Origin of the sequence: Chitinophaga oryziterrae, from assembly GCF_009758125.1 — a bacterium.
Classification (GTDB): Bacteria; Bacteroidota; Bacteroidia; order Chitinophagales; family Chitinophagaceae; genus Chitinophaga; species Chitinophaga oryziterrae.
This window is the reverse complement of the sequence record NZ_WRXO01000005.1, coordinates 464572-482965: the sequence shown is the minus strand read 5'-3', so window position 1 is coordinate 482965 and position 18394 is coordinate 464572. Positions and strand designations below refer to the sequence as shown.

General features: G+C 45.0%; 10 protein-coding genes. 4 read left to right on the top strand and 6 right to left on the bottom strand.

Going from position 1 to position 18394, the window contains the following annotated elements; genetic code table 11:
* Positions 1-51 precede the first annotated feature (51 nt).
* Positions 52-465, bottom strand: coding sequence for a response regulator (locus GO495_RS19575; RefSeq protein WP_157301400.1), 414 nt, complete (start codon positions 463-465; stop codon positions 52-54).
* 215 nt (positions 466-680) lie between these two features.
* On the opposite strand from GO495_RS19575, the gene GO495_RS19570 reads away from it, so the two are divergent.
* Both GO495_RS19570 and GO495_RS32540 read left to right on the top strand, forming a co-directional pair.
* Positions 681-6728: a HAMP domain-containing protein gene (locus tag GO495_RS19570; protein WP_338075449.1), complete on the top strand. Its 6048-nt coding sequence runs from the start codon at positions 681-683 to the stop codon at positions 6726-6728.
* A 23-nt stretch (positions 6729-6751) separates the two neighbouring features.
* The gene (locus GO495_RS32540; RefSeq protein WP_338075448.1) at positions 6752-8011 is read left to right on the top strand and encodes a sensor histidine kinase; all 1260 of its coding nucleotides are present in this window, start codon (positions 6752-6754) and stop codon (positions 8009-8011) included.
* Positions 8012-8217: 206 nt separating this feature from the next.
* On the opposite strand, the gene GO495_RS19560 is transcribed toward GO495_RS32540, so the two are convergent.
* Positions 8218-10590: a glycoside hydrolase family 3 N-terminal domain-containing protein gene (locus GO495_RS19560; protein ID WP_240915267.1), complete on the bottom strand. Its 2373-nt coding sequence runs from the start codon at positions 10588-10590 to the stop codon at positions 8218-8220.
* 221 nt (positions 10591-10811) lie between these two features.
* Here GO495_RS19560 and GO495_RS32745 point away from each other — a divergent pair, with 221 nt between their 5' ends.
* Positions 10812-10925 carry an AraC family transcriptional regulator gene (locus GO495_RS32745; RefSeq protein ID WP_420808923.1) on the top strand — a complete coding sequence of 38 codons (114 nt, stop codon included), beginning with the start codon at positions 10812-10814 and terminating at the stop codon, positions 10923-10925.
* 66 nt (positions 10926-10991) lie between these two features.
* Here GO495_RS32745 and GO495_RS19550 read toward each other — a convergent pair whose 3' ends face one another.
* The 4 genes from GO495_RS19550 to GO495_RS19535 all read right to left on the bottom strand — a co-directional run bounded on the left by GO495_RS19550 (position 10992) and on the right by GO495_RS19535 (position 16601).
* Complete coding sequence (locus tag GO495_RS19550; RefSeq protein ID WP_157301398.1) at positions 10992-13568, bottom strand: T9SS type A sorting domain-containing protein; 2577 nt, start codon at positions 13566-13568, stop codon at positions 10992-10994.
* A 146-nt stretch (positions 13569-13714) separates the two neighbouring features.
* Positions 13715-15148 (bottom strand): phytoene desaturase family protein, encoded by a 1434-nt coding sequence (locus GO495_RS19545; RefSeq protein WP_157301397.1) that lies wholly within the window; start codon positions 15146-15148, stop codon positions 13715-13717.
* Between the two features lie 21 nt (positions 15149-15169).
* Positions 15170-15442: a hypothetical protein gene (locus GO495_RS19540; protein WP_157301396.1), complete on the bottom strand. Its 273-nt coding sequence runs from the start codon at positions 15440-15442 to the stop codon at positions 15170-15172.
* A gap of 235 nt (positions 15443-15677) precedes the next feature.
* The gene (locus GO495_RS19535; protein WP_157301395.1) at positions 15678-16601 is read right to left on the bottom strand and encodes a hypothetical protein; all 924 of its coding nucleotides are present in this window, start codon (positions 16599-16601) and stop codon (positions 15678-15680) included.
* Positions 16602-16854: 253 nt separating this feature from the next.
* On the opposite strand from GO495_RS19535, the gene GO495_RS19530 reads away from it, so the two are divergent.
* Positions 16855-18351, top strand: coding sequence for a sensor histidine kinase (locus GO495_RS19530; protein WP_157301394.1), 1497 nt, complete (start codon positions 16855-16857; stop codon positions 18349-18351).
* Positions 18352-18394 lie beyond the last annotated feature (43 nt).

Genomic DNA, 18394 nt, shown 5'->3' with positions numbered 1-18394 from the left:
GTGTTATCACACACAAGTTAATTTTAAAATCTGAAATTATAATACCCTGGTTTATTCTTTCACAAATGACAACATATGCCTGGCGATAGTCAGGAAAGACGCCAGATCGCTCGGTTTGGTAATATAGTCTGCTACACCCAGTTCAATACTCATGGCTTTAAATACGGGTGAACTGGAAGTGCTCCATATGATTTTAGGGATAGCGAGATAGCGGGCATGATCATTCAATTCCTTTACTATCTCCACACCTGTCAGCTCCGGTATATTATAATCAAGTATAAGCAAAGCGGGAAGATCTACGTCCTGAATAGTATCAAGATATTTGATGAACTTTCTGCCATTGGGTATACATACCAACTGCCAGGAAGGATCTATTTCCCCAAATGCATTTTCAAGCAGTTCCTGGTCATCAATATCGTCTTCTGCAAGAAGAATCAGCCTCTTTGAATGGCCTAAAAATTGCATCTGATTAATGTATTATTTGTAAAAATACCACAAAATTACTACTTCAAAGTTATGATGTATATGTAACAACATGCACAATGTATAAAGATTTTTAATATCATAACTGAGCACCATAAAAGAATACATTACCAGGATATAGTCCTTAATACTCTAATACCTTTATAATGGCTACCCGGAAAAAGTCAGCTGGGCTAAACGCTCGGCCTGTTAATAGTGTGGAAAAAGCTCCACAGGATTCCACAAGAACGTACGAACCACTGTCCGATGAACTGGATGCCCGGCAGTTGTTACAGGTATTATCTGAGGTTAAAAACGGAAATTTCTCTGTCCGGATGTCCATAGACAGTATCGGCCTGAGCGGCAAAATTTGTGACACGGTTAATGATATTATTTCTCTCAATGAAACCCTGGTTGAAGAACTGACCCTGGCCCGTAATACAATCGGGAAAATGGGCCGGCTGAACCACCGTGTACAGATGCCCCGTACAGCACGTGGTTCCTGGAACACAGCGGTTGTTTCAATCAATACCCTCATATCCGACCTTGTACATCCTACCATCGAAATAGCACACGTAATCAGCTCCGTTGCAAAAGGAAACCTTTCCCAGGAAATGCCCCTGGAAATTGAAGGCCACCTGTTGCAAGGGGAATTTGCACGTATTGCTACCGAGGTAAACGGGATGGTGAAACAGCTGAACCTCTTCTCCCGCGAGGTGACCCGTGTGGCCCGTGAGGTGGGTTCCGAAGGTAAACTGGGCGGACAGGCCAAGGTAAAAGACGTGGCCGGTGTTTGGAAAGACCTGACGGACTCCGTAAACCAGATGGCGGGTAACCTGACAGCCCAGGTGCGTAACATCGCTGATGTAACCACTGCCGTGGCAAAAGGCGACCTTTCTAAAAAGATTACAGTAGACGTACAGGGAGAAATCCTTGAACTGAAAGATACCATCAATACCATGGTGGACCAGCTCAATTCCTTCTCCTCCGAGGTGACCCGTGTGGCCCGTGAGGTAGGTACGGATGGTAAGCTGGGCGGACAGGCTGAAGTAAAAGGGGTGGCCGGTACATGGAAAGACTTAACAGACTCCGTGAACCAGATGGCCTCCAACCTTACCGGCCAGGTACGTAATATCGCGGAGGTAACCACCGCCGTGGCGAGAGGTGACCTCTCCCGTAAAATCACCGTGGACGTAAAAGGAGAAATCCTGGAACTAAAAAACACCATCAATACCATGGTGGACCAGCTGAACTCCTTCTCCGCCGAGGTAACCCGTGTGGCCCGCGAGGTGGGTTCCGAAGGTAAACTGGGTGGTCAGGCTACAGTAAAAGGCGTAGGGGGCGTGTGGAAAGACTTAACAGACTCCGTGAACCTGATGGCGGGTAACCTGACGGCACAGGTACGTAATATTGCCGACGTAACCACCGCGGTGGCATTAGGTGACCTTTCCCGTAAGATCACCGTGGATGTACGCGGAGAAATACTTGAACTCAAGAACACCATTAATACCATGGTGGACCAGCTGAACTCCTTCGCCTCTGAGGTAACCCGTGTGGCATTGGAAGTAGGTACAGAAGGTAAATTAGGCGGTCAGGCGAAAGTGCAGGGCGTGGGCGGTACATGGAAAGACTTAACAGACTCCGTGAACCAGATGGGGTCCAACCTGACAGCCCAGGTGCGTAACATCGCCGAAGTAACCACCGCCGTGGCAAATGGTGACCTTTCCAAAAAGATCACCGTAGACGTGGCCGGAGAAATCCTTGAACTGAAAAAGACCATCAATACCATGGTGGACCAGTTGAACTCCTTCGCCTCTGAAGTAACCCGTGTGGCACTGGAAGTAGGTACAGAAGGTAAGCTGGGCGGCCAGGCGAAAGTGCAGGGTGTGGGTGGTACATGGAAAGACTTAACAGAGTCCGTAAACCAGATGGGGTCCAACCTCACTGCGCAGGTGCGTAACATCGCCGAGGTAACCACCGCCGTGGCAAAAGGTGACCTCTCCCGTAAGATCACCGTGGACGTAAAAGGGGAAATCCTGGAGCTGAAAAATACCATCAATACGATGGTGGACCAGCTGAATGCATTCGGTTCGGAAGTATTCCGCGTGGCACGTGAGGTAGGTTCCGAAGGTAAACTGGGCGGTCAGGCAGATGTACCCGGCGTGGAAGGTCTCTGGAAGGATTTAACAGACTCCGTGAATATCATGGCGTCCAATCTGACTTCCCAGGTGCGTAACATTGCGGAAGTAACTACTGCGGTGGCAAACGGAGACTTATCGCGTAAAATTGAAGTAGACGTTAAAGGTGAAATCCTGGAACTGAAAAATACCATCAATACCATGGTGGAACAGCTCCGCGCATTTGCCTCCGAGGTAACGCGTGTGGCACGTGAAGTAGGTACGGAAGGTAAACTCGGCGGACAGGCAAACGTGCCGGGCGTAGGGGGAACATGGAAAGACTTAACAGACTCCGTGAATCAGATGGCGGGCAACCTGACAGCACAGGTACGTAACATCGCTGATGTGGCTATCGCCGTGGCAAACGGGGATATGTCCCGTAAGATCACGGTGGACGTACGCGGAGAGATCCTCCAGCTGAAAGAAACGCTGAACACCATGGTGGACCAGCTCCGCGCCTTCGCCTCGGAGGTAACCCGTGTGGCACGTGAGGTGGGTACCGATGGTAAACTGGGTGGTCAGGCATTCGTGCCGGGCGTGGCGGGTACCTGGAAGGATTTAACAGACTCCGTAAACCAGATGACGGGTAACCTTACTTCCCAGGTGCGTAATATCGCCGAGGTAACCAAAGCGGTGGCTTCGGGTGACTTATCCAAGAAAGTAACGATAGACGTTAAAGGTGAAATCCTCGATCTGAAAAATACCATCAATACCATGGTGGACCAGCTGAACTCCTTCGCCTTCGAGGTAACCCGTGTGGCACGTGAGGTAGGTACAGAAGGTAAACTCGGCGGACAGGCAGAAGTACAGGGTGTGGGCGGTACATGGAAAGACTTAACGGACTCCGTGAACATGATGGCTTCCAACCTTACCAACCAGGTGCGCGGTATTGCGAAAGTAGTGACCGCCGTGGCTACCGGCAACCTCAAACAGAAGTTGTCCATCGTATCCCGCGGAGAAGTGGCACAGCTCACAGAAACCATTAACGAAATGATCGATACCCTGGCGGTATTTGCCGACCAGGTAACCAACGTGGCCCGGGAGGTGGGTGTTGAAGGACGACTGGGCGGACAGGCAAGCGTTCCTGGTGCTTCCGGTATCTGGAAGAACCTGACAGAGAACGTAAATCAGCTGGCGGCAAACCTTACCACCCAGGTGCGTGCGATCTCTGATGTGGCCTCCGCCGTAACGAAAGGTGACCTTACCCAGATGATCCGCGTAGATGCGAAAGGTGAGGTGGAAGAACTGAAAGATACCATCAACCAGATGATCGCCAACCTGAAACAAACAACCCTGCGTAACCAGGAACAGGACTGGCTGAAATCCAACCTGGCAAAGTTTACCCAGATGTTGCAGGGACAAAAAGACCTGAACACGGTAACCCGCCGTATCCTCTCAGAGCTTGCCCAGGTGGTGAATGCACAGAAAGGTATGTTCTACATCCTTGAACAGGAAGAATACCAGGAAAATCCTAAACTCAAACTCTTTGCGGCATATGCCTACGGAGATGAAGTCAGCATGTCCCGCGAATTCTCTCTGGGACAAGGTCTGGTAGGACAGTGCGCAGTAGAAAAAGAAAGAATACTCTTAACAAACGTTCCTTCCAACTATATTAAAATCACTTCCGGATTAGGAGAAGCGGCACCGCTTAACCTGATCGTATTACCGGTACTCTTTGAAACAGAGATCAAAGCCGTTATCGAGCTGGCATCGTTTGATTCATTCAGTCAGACTCACCTGGACTTTTTAAGTCAGCTGACAGAAAGTATCGGTATCGTACTGAACACCATCGAGGCGAACTCCAGAACAGAAGACCTCCTGGAACAATCACAGTCCCTTGCCGATGAGTTGAGAAGAACGAATGAAGAGTTACAGGATAAAGCGCACCTGCTGGTAAAACAGAAAGAGGAAGTAGAAGAGAAGAACAAAGAGGTGGAAGAAGCGAGAAAATCGCTGGAAGAAAAAGCAGAACAGTTGCAGCTGACTTCCAAATACAAATCAGAGTTCCTTGCGAATATGTCGCATGAGTTACGTACGCCGCTGAACTCCCTCTTAATCTTAGCACAGCAGCTCTACGAAAACCATGATGGTAACCTGAATGAAAAACAGGTGCGTTATGCGAAAACCATTCACAGCTGCGGAGATGACCTTATTCAATTAATCAATGACATCCTTGACCTCTCCAAGATTGAGTCCGGATACATTTCTACAGACTTCATCAAGGTGCGCTTCAACGAGGTGGTCGGATTCGTGGAAACGACCTTCAAACATATCTCTGAAAGCAAGAACTTACGCTTTGGTATTGATATGGATGAACAACTGCCACAGAGCCTGGAAACAGACGTACAGCGTCTCAATCAGATCCTCAAGAACCTGTTGTCCAACGCGTTCAAGTTTACTGATAAAGGAGAAGTAAGACTCCGCATTTACGAAGCAAAACGCAACTGGAAACTCTTGAATTACAGCCTGGATGCTGCAGACCGTGTAGTGGCTTTCGAGATCAAGGATACCGGTATCGGTATCTCCAAAGACAAACAGAATATCATCTTTGAAGCATTCCAGCAGGCAGAAGGTTCTACCAGCCGTAAGTATGGTGGTACCGGTCTTGGATTATCCATCAGTCGCGGTCTTGCCGACCTGTTAGGTGGTTCCATTGAACTGGAAAGTGAAGCCGGCAGAGGTAGTACATTTACGCTCTTCCTGCCGCTCAACTACAATCCTTCTTCTATCCGAAAAGAAAAACAAAGCAGTCTTACCGTAAGTGTAAGCGGATATAAACTGGGAGATGACAATTACAATCCCGCTTTGATTCAGACAATCCCTTCTCTCAAAATTTCTGATACTAAAGATCTTGAAGGATTAAATGAGATCATCAATGAAATTGGTGATGACAGAACACATATTCTTGATACGGACAGGGTAGTGCTGATAGTGGAAGATGATGTCCGCTTTGCCAAGATCATGCAGGAAAAGGCACATGAGATGGGCCTTAAAGTAGTGGTAGCTACCACCTTCGGAGAAGTATTTGATCTCACCAACAAGTTCAACCCGATAGCAGTTACACTCGATGTAAAATTACCGGATGCCAGCGGATGGAGGGTACTTGATCTGTTTAAGAACGACATCAATCTGCGGCATATTCCTATCCACCTGATATCAGGAGAAGAAAACAGGTTACTGGCCATGCAGCGTGGGGCCCGCAGCTTTAACTTAAAACCGCTGAAAACGGAAGCGCTAACTATACTGTTTAACAATATTATAGAACTCGATAGCCGTAAGCAGAAGAAAGTGCTGGTCGTGGAAGACAATGAACCGGATGCCTCCCAGATAGCCAGGATGCTGAATAACGGAGACCTGATAGAAATGGAGTTTGCGGAGAACGGGAAAGCTGCGATTGATCTGATAAATAAATATTCATATGATTGTATCATAGCAGACTATATGTTACCTGATATTGAAGGAGCCGAATTTGTGGCCAATATCAATACGATGAACAGGTATAATGCCACACCTGTAATCGTATATTCTGCAAAAGATTTCTCTAATAAAGAAAAGTCGAAACTGAAACAGTACGCCAATAAAATACTGCTGAAGGGCGTTAATTCTCTGGACCTGCTACTGGAAGAAACCATTATGCAGCTGCACATCAATCATAATGCTCTGTTACCGGAGAAGAGACAGCTCATCGAAGATCTTCGTTCACAAAAGGATGTACTGATCCATAAAAATGTACTGGTAGTAGATGATGATGTACGTAACCTGTTTGCCCTCACCACAGCTTTTGAACGTTATAACATCAACACTATTACAGCAGAAAGTGGAAAAGAAGCCATCAATATCCTGAGTGAAAACAACCAGATAGATATGGTACTGATGGATATCATGATGCCGGAAATGGATGGTTATGAAACAATGCAGAAAATCCGCAGGGAACATAAGAACAGCGCGTTGCCAATTATTGCAGTAACCGCAAAAGCAATGAAAGGCGACAGGGAGAAATGTATCGATGCAGGGGCCTCTGATTATATCACCAAACCGTTGAAAATAGACCAGTTGCTATCTTTAATGCGGGTATGGTTATATAGGTAATATTCATTCGAAAAAATTCAAAGGTGCTCGAACAACAAGATCCAATTAAAATATTAGTCGTAGACGACAGGCCTGATAATCTGATGTCTATAGAATCCATATTGGAAAGGGAGAGTTATATCATAGTAAAAGCGAACTCCGGCAGAGCTGCATTGAAAATATTATTAAAGGAATTTGATTTTTCCCTGATACTGATGGACGTACAAATGCCGGATATGAACGGCTTCGAAACAGCCGCGCTCATCTATCAGCGGGATAAACTGAAAAATGTGCCTATCATCTTCATTACTGCGCACAATGAAGACGAAGCCATTTTCAGAGGTTACAAGGTAGGGGCCGTTGATTTCATTTATAAACCTGTGAACCCGGAATTACTGAGGATTAAGGTGGGCCTCTTCGTAGAGCTTTATCGCAAAACACAGTCACTCATTGCACAGGAACAAAAGCTACTGAACACCAATGCCTCTCTCCAGAAAGAGATTGAAGAACGGGAAGCCTCTGAGCGGAAAATAAGAGAATTAAACCGGCAACTGATACAGAACAATATTCACCTGAAAACAGTCAATGAAGAACTGGACAGGTTTGCCTACATCGCGTCTCACGACTTACAGGAGCCCCTGCGTAAAATCCGTGTGTTCAGTGATATGATCATTCAGAAGAAAACAAACACAGATGATGTTGATAAATATGTAATGAAGATCACCAATGCCACTATCCGCATGCAGCAACTGGTAAGTGACCTCCTACGCTTTTCCAGGCATTCTATTCAGGGTGGCGACTTCGTACCTGCTGATCTCACCGATATTGTGAAGGAGGCGGTCAATGAACTGGAAATAAAGATCCAGCAAACAAATGCCCGTATCATTATAGATCCTTTACCGGCAGTTTTCGTTATCCCTGTCTTAATGCAGCAGGTATTTTATAACCTCATCAGCAACGCAATTAAATTCAGAAAGAAGGAAGTAACACCAGAAATACATATCTATGCGGAGCAGGAGAAACATCCTGAAATTGCAGATAGTTACTATTACAGGATCTTTGTAAAAGATAACGGTATTGGTTTCGAAAGCCAGTATTCAGATGATATTTTCATCGTGTTCAAACGTCTGCACAGCTATCATGAAATAGAGGGGACCGGCATAGGTTTATCCATCTGTAAAAAGATAATGGAACAGCATCATGGTTCTATTAAAGCTACCAGTGAAATAGATAATGGTGCTACCTTTATTGTTGGTATTCCTGAAAAACAACAAACGACCGGCAGTTTACCGATGTTTAATTAAATACGCTCCAATTGGGCTCTGAAGCCCCGTATTTGTAACAAAACAAATAGGCTCCGTCAGGAGCCCCGTGTTTGTAGCAATATTTATATCCCCTTTAACAGACTCCGTAAGAGTCCCCTAAATCGCAAATGGTAGGGGACTTTTACGGAGTCTGTGTTTTGTTGTTTAATGTGCCGCTACAAACACGGAGCTTTAATGCATCACGGTTACTTACTTATTTCTACTGCCTTATTCACCTGGAAGGTTTCCTTTAATCTGATATCTTCTGAAGAAGCCCCTACCATCGCAGTGAAACTGCCCGGTTCAACTACCCACTTATTCTGTATGTTCAGCAACATCAGATCTTCCGGCAACAGCTCAAAAGTTACTTCTTTTTGTTCTCCCGCCTGTAAATGAATACGCTGGAATTTCTTCAGTTGCTTCACAGCAGTCACCACAGAGCTGGCATCATCACGCAGATATAACTGAACTACTTCATCCCCTGCCACCGCACTTGTATTCTTTACCTGGAGCTTCACCGTTACTTTCAGTGTGGCCTTCTCCTGTACATCTATACCAAGCTGCTTATAATCGAACGTAGAGTAGCTTAATCCGTGGCCAAAGCTGTAAAGCGGCCTGGCATCCATTTCTACATAATCATGCCGGGAAGCGCTCTTATAATTGTAATAAACAGGTAGCTGTCCTACTGATTTAGGGATAGAAACCGGCAGGCGTCCTGCAGGATTGTAATCACCGAACAACACATCGGCTACCGCCGTTCCTCCTTCCTGACCCGGATACCATGCATTTACAATAGCAGGAACATGCTGCGCTGCCCAGTTGATATTCAGCGGACGGCCTTCTATCAATACCAGGATCACCGGTTTGCCCGTGGCGACGATCCGCTGCATCAGTTCATTCTGTAATCCCATCAGGTCCAGGCTTACCCTGTCAAACCCTTCTCCGCTTTCCATATCACTCACTGCATTCTCTGCTGATTTCACGACCGCTGCACCCGTACTCTGGTAAGACGTGGCGAAATCACGTGCACTGGAACCACCCAGCACAAGGATCACCGCATCTGCATCTTTTGCTGCTGCTACGGCTGCGTCCATACCTGCCCTGGAGGTATCGCGGATGGAACATCCCTTTACATATTTCAACTTTGTATCTGAAGATATCTTTGCCTGTATACCTTTCAGCACAGTAACGATCTTCTCTTCCGGCTGGGGAGCAGTATAATCACCTAACTGATTATACATGTTATCCGCATTCGGGCCTATTACCGCCAGGTTCTTTACAGCCTTTTTCAAAGGCAGGGTGCCATTCTCATTCTTCAGTAACACGATAGACTCCGCAGCTACTTTTTCTGCCAGTTGCTTATGTGCTGCTGTACCTACTGTTCTCTCTGCTGTCGCAACATCTACATAAGGTTTATCAAAAAGGCCCATTTCAAATTTCAGTCGTAGTACATGGCTTACTGCTGTATCAATAGTAGCCATTGTTACTTTCTTATCATTCACAGCTTTTATCAATGCATCTCCATAAGCCTCTCCACCCAGGTCTGCATCCAATCCCGCGTTCATAGATAATGTAGCTGCTTCTTCCATGTCTGCCGCTACATGATGGTTCGATTTCAGACCGGGAATCCCCCCCAGATCAGAAACACTGAATCCTTTAAACCCCCATTGTTTACGCAATACATCTTTCAACAGGAAAGAATTGGAACTGCAAGGCACTCCATCTATAGAGTTATAAGAAGCCATAATAGACAATGCTCCCGCCTGTATAGCATTTTTAAAAGGCGGCAGGTAAGAGGTGTTCAGTTCACGGCTTCCGGTATTCGCAATGCCGCCATTATGCCCTCCTTCAGGAGATCCGTAGGCTGTAAAGTGTTTAAGTGTAGAGATCACATTCACACCGCTGTTAATGTTATTTCCCTGGAAACCTTTTACCATAGCAATACCCATCTGTCCAATCAGGTAAGGGTCTTCGCCGTAGGTTTCTTCCAGCCTCGACCAGCGGGGCTCACGCACCAGGTCCAGTACCGGCCCGTAACCAATATGCGCACCCTGTACACGCGCTTCCTGAGAAATAGCGCCCGCCATTTCTTTGATCAGTGCAGGGTCCCAGGTGCTGGCTTGTCCTATAGAAGTAGAGAACACCGTTGTACCGATGGCCATATGCCCATGCGGACATTCTTCAGCCAGGAACAACGGAATACCCAGGCGGGTATGTTCTATCATATATTTCTGTAAAGCATTGGTCGCCATCGCAGACAACTTAGGAGACAACCCGGTCTCTAACGTCTTTTTCGTCCAGGGATCGGCCCTTAAAGTGGCCCAGAAGCTACCGATATGTCTTTTTGCAATCACATCTTTAAAGGCGGCGCTTACTCCCACCGAGTCCCCGTTCTTCTCATACATATCCCAGCCCAGCAGGGTACATAGCTGCCCTACTTTCTCTTCCAGTGTCATCCTCTTCAATAAATCCTTCACCCTGTTATCCACTGTGGCAGCGGGATTTTTGTACAGCGCAACGGCCTTTTGTGTTTGTCCTATGGCCGGTGCTACTCCTCCAAGAACTGCAATTCCAAGCATAAAACAATTCCGGATAATCGATTCTCTTATTTTCATTATTACCTGTAAATTAATTGATAATCACTTACATCATAAAAATAACAAGTTACGGGGGTTAATTATTGAATATTTATTAAAATGAGAAGATTGTCCCATTTATTGGTAAATTACCCATACCATACATTTTTATCCTGAGAACCCTGCTATGCCACACAAGTTACCCGCAAAGCCACTAACTAAGCATTAACCAGGTAGCATCAGAAGTAGGCTTTAACAGTCATTCCTACTTTGATAAATGTTTCATTAAGCAATATGGGGTAGGGCAGAAGGAATACATTGCTGCTAAGAAACATTAAGAAAAGAGGGTGCACCGTTTTTCCGGTACACCCTCGTATAGTTGGATTTTGCTCAGTAATAATATCCTAATTATGCTTGTTGCTCACAACTACTTTTTCTTTAGAGATCACTTTTTTACCATCTGTTACGGTAACGATATACAATCCGTCAGGCAGGTTAGAAACATTCAGCGTACTGCTGGTCCCTTTAATACGTTGAGATAACGTTTTAACACCGGAAACGGAGTAGACATCTATCGTATACTGCTTATCCTCCGGTAATGTTAAATACACGGTATTAGCTGCCGGATTAGGCCATATCTGCAGGCAGGACGGTAAATGTGTTGGTTTAACAACAGCGATAGGAGCAGCCAGTACATCCGGATAAGTGAATGGGAAGTCAATCTGTGCCTGTTTGAACTGTTGTTCGTAAGTGCTGTTCCATCCAAATGCTGTATCGGCCTGTGCTTTCAGGTTATACTGAGCAGCGCCGCTCCAGAAATGTATAAACTCTCCCATATTCAGATCACGGGTATATTCGCCATTATGCTGCGGGAAATACTGTGATAATAATACAAAGAAACGGTTTAACGCAGCACTGGAATCTGCATGTGTATAAATCGGATAGAACCAGTTCTTAAACCAGTGCGTACCTGGTCTTGGGAAATTATCCTGTCCGTTTATTACATCATTATATGTTTGCTGTGCATCAGCAGTCCAGCCAAGACGTTTGGTCACATCATATATAAAGATCTCATTCCATTTGCTATCATTCCAGATAGCGAATGCAGGCGATTTTTTCACCCCTTTGCTACCACCTTCAACAACATGTCCTATTTCATGAATAGAAGCACCTACGTTCCAGCTGCTTCTTGTACTCCATTCTCCGCCAAGATCTCCCACATTGCGGTAATCATGAGAAGAATCAAATACAGTAGCAGGATGACCGCCACTATAACCATTGCTATGGAACACCATATTTACTTTAGGATCGCTAAAGGTCCCGTAGTTCTGTTTTACATAGTTCCACACATCTGTAAAGTCCTGATTCATCCAGGTAATAGATGTAGGTGTAGCGCTGTCATAATAAATATTCACGCTGCTGTTGCTGTATACAAGGCTCAGTAACTGATTATGTTCAAACCAGTGTTCCTTCCAGGTAGCCGGAGGTACATTGGTGAGGGTGGTATTCTTAGCATATACCCATGCAGAAGAACCATTCGCGTTCACTGCTTTTAAGCGGTAGTAATAAGTAGTTAACGGAGACAGTTCCAGTGAGTAAAAATGTGTAGTGTTTGGGTCCATTGTAAAGGAAGTACCCCAGTTAGTACTGTCGGTAGATCTTTCCAGTGTATAACGGGTTTCGTTGGAGGCATTATCTGCCCAGTCAAGTATGATCTGGTTGCCGGAAACAGCCTGTGTAATTAAGCTGGATGGTGCAGCAGGAATGCTTGTATCAACAGTACCCGTGCCTGTACCATAGATCTGTAATTCTGCCAATTGTGTATAAGCGCCACCGTTATTAGCAGTAATCTTTAATCTGTAATGGGTATACGTAGAAGTATTGCTGATCAGATACAATCTTCTCTGATACCTGGAAGGGAATACCTGTCCTGTTACAGTATGAAGGGTTATCCAGTTAATGCTGTCATTAGATCCCTGGAACGTCCAGTTTTTCGGATCTCTGTCAGTGGCATCATTGGCAGAGGTAATAGCATATTGTTTAGCAACACCGCCAGCAGGCAACTTAAAGTTCAGCCATGTTGCATTGTGTGTAGTCAGATACTTGGAATAAACACTGTTGTCTGTAACCTTGGCAATACCTTCTACACCGGTAGTACTGTATTGGTCAGTAATAACACCATTTGTAAAATCAGTGATATCCGTTAATGAAGGCGCCGCAGGTGTAGATGCAAAAGCAACAGCAGGTGCAGAGATCCCGCCCGCATTCACAGCTATGACGCGATACTCATACGCAGTAGAAGCGCTTATACCGCTATCTGCATATACATGCTGGTTTGCAGCCGCAGTATAGATGGTACTGAAATTTATACCGTCAATAGAGGTTTGTATCTGGAAGCCTGTTTCATTAGTAGCGTTATCAGACCAGCTAAGAGAAGCCTTATAGGTAGATAATGTAACAGAAAGATCACTCGGGGCAGCAGGCCCTGAAGCAGAACCGGCAAGGTGCCACTCCGCCAGTTGAGAATCACCATCACCATTATTGGCAGTAACATTTAAACGGTAGTACAGATAGCCGGTACTGTTAGAGAAGGTGTAGGTGTTTGTTTGAAAACGGTTGGCAAAGGTCTGATTGGTCCGTGTGTCAATGGTAGTCCAGGTATTACCATCATTAGAAGCGGTCAGCGTCCAGCTTTTAGGATCACGGCCGGAAGCATCGTTGGCAGAAGTAATGGTGTACTGTGTAACGATCGCCGTATAAGTCGACTGATACCCCAACCAGTACGCTGTTTGAGCGATATAATATTTTGTATTGACGTTGTTGTCCATCAGATTCTGGTAATTTTCGGCAACATTACCATTTGAATACTGGACGGTCACAACGCCACCATTTGCAGTAATATCCGTCTGGGCATAGACCCGACTCATACCACACAATAGCAAAGCTGACAGGGATAACTTTGTAAAGATCCTGAGAATCATAGATTGGGTTTTATTTTGGTTGAGAATTATTCGTTTTTCATAGACGCTTACGTTGGGTCACACACGGGCTGGGTACATCTCTACTAATATAGTCAGAGAAAGAGCACAAACATGTCAATAGATGTTAAACGGATTGTTAATGGAGTTTAAATGCGGATACTGAAAATATCTTTCAATGCTTTTTTTGCAGCGTGGAAGCCACACATGCCATGCACACCACCACCAGGCGGTGTAGCAGAAGAACAAACATATATGCCTTTTGCCGACGTATTATAAGGCGAACACCGTAATGCGGGACGTGTATACAACTGCGTAATATCCAATACGCCACCGTTGATGTCCCCACCTACGTAATTAGGATTATAGTTTTCCATCTGCACTGTATTCATCACATGCTTACCCAGGATCAGATCGCGGAAGCCGGGAGCAAATCGCTCCACCTGTTTTTCGATAGCATCTGTCATATCAACAGAAGAACCATTCGGCACATGGCAATAGCCCCATATGGTATGTTTACCTGCCGGAGCACGGGTATCATCAAAAAGGCTTTGTTGTGCAAGCAATACAAAAGGGCGTTCGGCATGTTGCCCATTGGCAGCCTTGTATTCACTGGTGGCTATTTCTTCCATGGTATTGCCCAGATGTACCGTACCGGCCCTGCGGCATGCTTCATCCGTAAAAGGAACAGGCCCGTCCAGTGCCCAGTCGATCTTAAATACGCCCATACCATAACGGTAGTGTTGCAGCTGCCATTTATACAAAGAAGAGAAACGCTCTCCGGCAATGGTTAATAATTGCTGAGGGGTTACGTCCAGCAATACCGCACGTGCAGGCGGGAGTTCCTTTAAAGAACGCACATATACGCCAGTCACTATCTCTCCTCCCAATGATCTGAAATAATCTCCCAGGGCATTAGCAATGGCCATGGACCCGCCTTTAGGTACAGGCCACCCCCCCAGGTGCGCGTTTATCAGCAGCACCAGTGCAACGGCGGAAGTAGTCAGGCTGGACAAGGGCAGCATGGAATGCCCTGCCATCCCGGCAAATAATGCTTTCGCTTCCTTTCCTTTAAAACGTTTTAATAGTTGGGTAGCAGGCAGCAGCCCTTTAAGACCGAATTTTGCCATTAACAGCGGATGATCAGGGAAGTGTAAGGGACCCAGGATATCAGGCGCCAGCAGTGGCCAGTCTTTCAGCAAAGGAGCTATTAAGTCCCTGTAAGCCTCGCCGTCATTACCAAGAAATTGTACCGTATTGTCAAGTGAGGAGTCCAGTATGGCGGCCGTGCCATTATCAAAGGGATGGGCAGCCTGTAGTGCCGGTTGCAGATAAGTTAAGCCAAATTGTTCAAGGGGTAGCTTTCTGAAGAAAGGAGAACCAGCTGCCAATGGGTGAATAGCAGAACAAATATCATGGGTAAATCCGGGTAGAGTAAGTTCCGCGGAACGCAATCCCCCTCCTATAGTATCTTTCCCTTCCAGTAATAAGACGGACAACCCTTGCTGTTGCATTGCAATAGCAGCTGATAGTCCGTTGGGGCCTGAACCCACTATAATTGCATCATACTCCCTTTTGTACATGTTGCACAAAAGTAAGCAGAATCAGCTTTCCATCATGTCTAATATGTCCGTCCAGATAATTCGGGCTATCTGTTCACTCTGTACCATCTTAATCCGCTCTTCCGGCCTTACAGCAGCATCTTCCTGCCAGCTGATGTATTCAGGGATTACTTCCTCTGCTTCGGGCGAAAAGTCCTTCAGGATGTTGCCGCTTGTAATCACTTCATAAGTGGTTTTATGAACCATGTTGTTCACCGTAATAGCAATCTGATAGGACCGGCCCTCAATATAAACTGTAACAGTATGCTTTTCCATAAAAACAATTGAATGATGCTACCTCCGGAATACCCGGCGGCAGTTGCGATTTGTTTTTGTATACCTCTCCATACGTTAACATTATTTTAAGAACAAAATATTTGCCAGTATGCTAAAAAGGGCTCTTTTACAGGAAAATTACGAGGCTGTAATACCATAGTGTAGAAGAATACACACAAAAAAGCACCGGTGTTTAAAACACCGGTGCTTAGAGGATAGGTAAAGGACTGTAAAACTACTTATAAGAGATAGCAGGAAAGTCTTTCTTAGCTTGCTGAAACTGTGTTTCCCACTCGGCCGGCCAACCGAAGGCGAGTGTAGCCTGTGCCTTCAGATCAACACCGGCAGCTCCGCTCCAGAAATGTACGAATTCTCCCCAGTTCATATTACGACTGTAAGCATTCCCGTTTTTAGGGAAGTTCTTAGCCAGCAGATCAAAGAATTTGTTCAGTGTAGCAGTACCGCCATGCTCGTTATAGATAGGATAAAACCAGTTCCGGAACCATTGCGCTCCTGCAACCGGGAAATCATCATGTTTGGTCTGCATTTCTGCAAACAGGCTGGTAGCAGCATCATTCCATCCCAGCGCTTTGTACACATCGTACTGGAATATTTCCATCCATTTGCTATCTCCCCATATAGGAAATGCAGGTGAGTTATGAACGTTTTTAGATCCACCTTCCACAATATGTCCAACCTCATGTGCAGTAGCTCCCAGGTTCCAGCCGGTGCTGTCTGTCCAGAGACCCGCCTGCCCCACGTCAATTACATTACGGTAGTCATGACTTTCATCAAAATAAGTAGCAGGATGACCGCCACCATATTTACCACTATGCAGTATTACATATAGTCGTCCTTCTTTACCAAAAGTGCCATAGGTTTTCTTTACATACTTCCAGATGTCTTCCATCTTTCTTGCTGGCCAGGTGATGTTTTTGTCAACAGCATCATCATAGTAAACAGCCACATTATCATCATAATAAACGCGCTTTACAAGCTGTTTGTGTTCGAACCAGTGTTCCTGCCAGGTAAGCGGCGGAGCATCTGCAGAAGGTACTTCCAGTTTAATCTTTTCAGTAGTATCATTTTTACAACTCTCGCCATGCACGGCTACAAATGTCAGGCTCAAAAGTGCGAGTATTCTTAGTTTCTTCTTCATCGGCAAAGGTCAGCGTAAAGTTTTAAAAAGTTTGATAAAAAAGGCTGTAAGCTACAAGGCATAACGGAAAGGTTAATAGCGATTTGCAGCTCACAGCCTGGACTGAGTACGTGTTTAGTGGTATTTTAGCACAAAGAGTATAAGGGCACTAAATTAGCATTACAACCATTTAAAACTTGTCAATAAAAAGCAAACCAATTGTAAACAATGTTTAATAGATTGTAAATGAAAATTAAATTCCCGATATTTATATATGATGAGAAATTTACGGATGAGGGAAAAACTGTCACTTGAAAGGATATATTTGTCCTTCAGGAATTATTTCATGACGCATCCGGTTAAAATTTACATCACAACATCAGTTATCTGTTTTCTTGTACTTGCACTCGTTCAGTTCATTCTCGTGTATAACACGTATGATTTATTGAACCGTCGCTTCTATTATGAAAAGAAGGGACAGATACAGGAAGACTATACCCGTGCCATCGTCAATGATCAGTTATTCCCCGGCGGTAAAAAGATCATCGACAGCTATATAGCGCCAAAGTTCAAAGAGCTGGAAAGATTACACGCTACAGATACCGCCGCATTCAATAAAGAAACACAGGTCCTCTTAAATAATATTTTCAATTCTCTTATCAAAGAACAAAAAGTAGACAGCCTGCTGGCGAGTATAAAAGAGAAAGAACATATCACGGATTCATTAAAATACCTGCTGAGCATACACAGGATAGATCTGATGTTCGGCGATATGAAGTATGTGAACATATACGATGGACGAAACAAATATTTGCTGATCGACAGCGCCATGCAGGAGCAGACAGGCCTGCACATTTTCGGCAATCTGAAAACACCGGACGATCAGAGTATGATATTAAGCCTGAACGTATCAGACCCATTACCTTACACCTACGCCATCTTTTTCACCTTTCACGCAGATCCTTATAACAGGCGGCAAATGGTATTCAAACAAATGCGGCCGATGCTGACCATGTCCCTGTTATCCATGCTGGCCATTATCACCCTCTTTATCATTACGCTTCGCAACTGGATCAAACAGAAACATCTGTCCGATGTAAAAACAGATTTCATCAATAACATCACCCATGAATTCCATACGCCACTTTCGGCAATCATGGTAGCCAATAAAAATATTCAGAACGAAAAGATACTCGATAATAAGACTGCCCTGCGATCTTTATCGGAAATCATAGAACGACAATCACAAAGATTGAAACTGCTGATAGGACAGGTACTCGATATTGCCGCTATAGATAAACTATCTGTACATAAAGAACCACAAGACCTCAACATTCTTGTAAAGGATATCCTTACAGATTTCAGCATTAAATTCTCCGAGGCAAACCTACACCTTACCTACGAAGAATATCCCTGCGATATTACCATAGAGGCAGACAGCTTCCACTTTGCCACTTTGCTGCTGAATATACTGGACAATGCCGTAAAGTATAACCTGCAGCCGCTTAAACAGATCACAGTAGCCATTACTCCGGATAAGGAAGGAATACAGATCATCGTAAGCGATAACGGCATCGGCATGACAAAAGAAACGATTAAGTATATTTTTGATAAGTTCTACAGGCATCAGAAAGATCTTACCCAATACTCAAAAGGATTAGGACTCGGACTGCATTATGTGAAACAATGTATTGATGCTCATCAATGGAAATTAAAAGTAGAAAGTGAAGCCGGAAAAGGAAGTACATTTGTAATCATTATACCTGAATAACGAATGCTATCAACCAGGCATGAACAAAGGATGTAAAACGGGG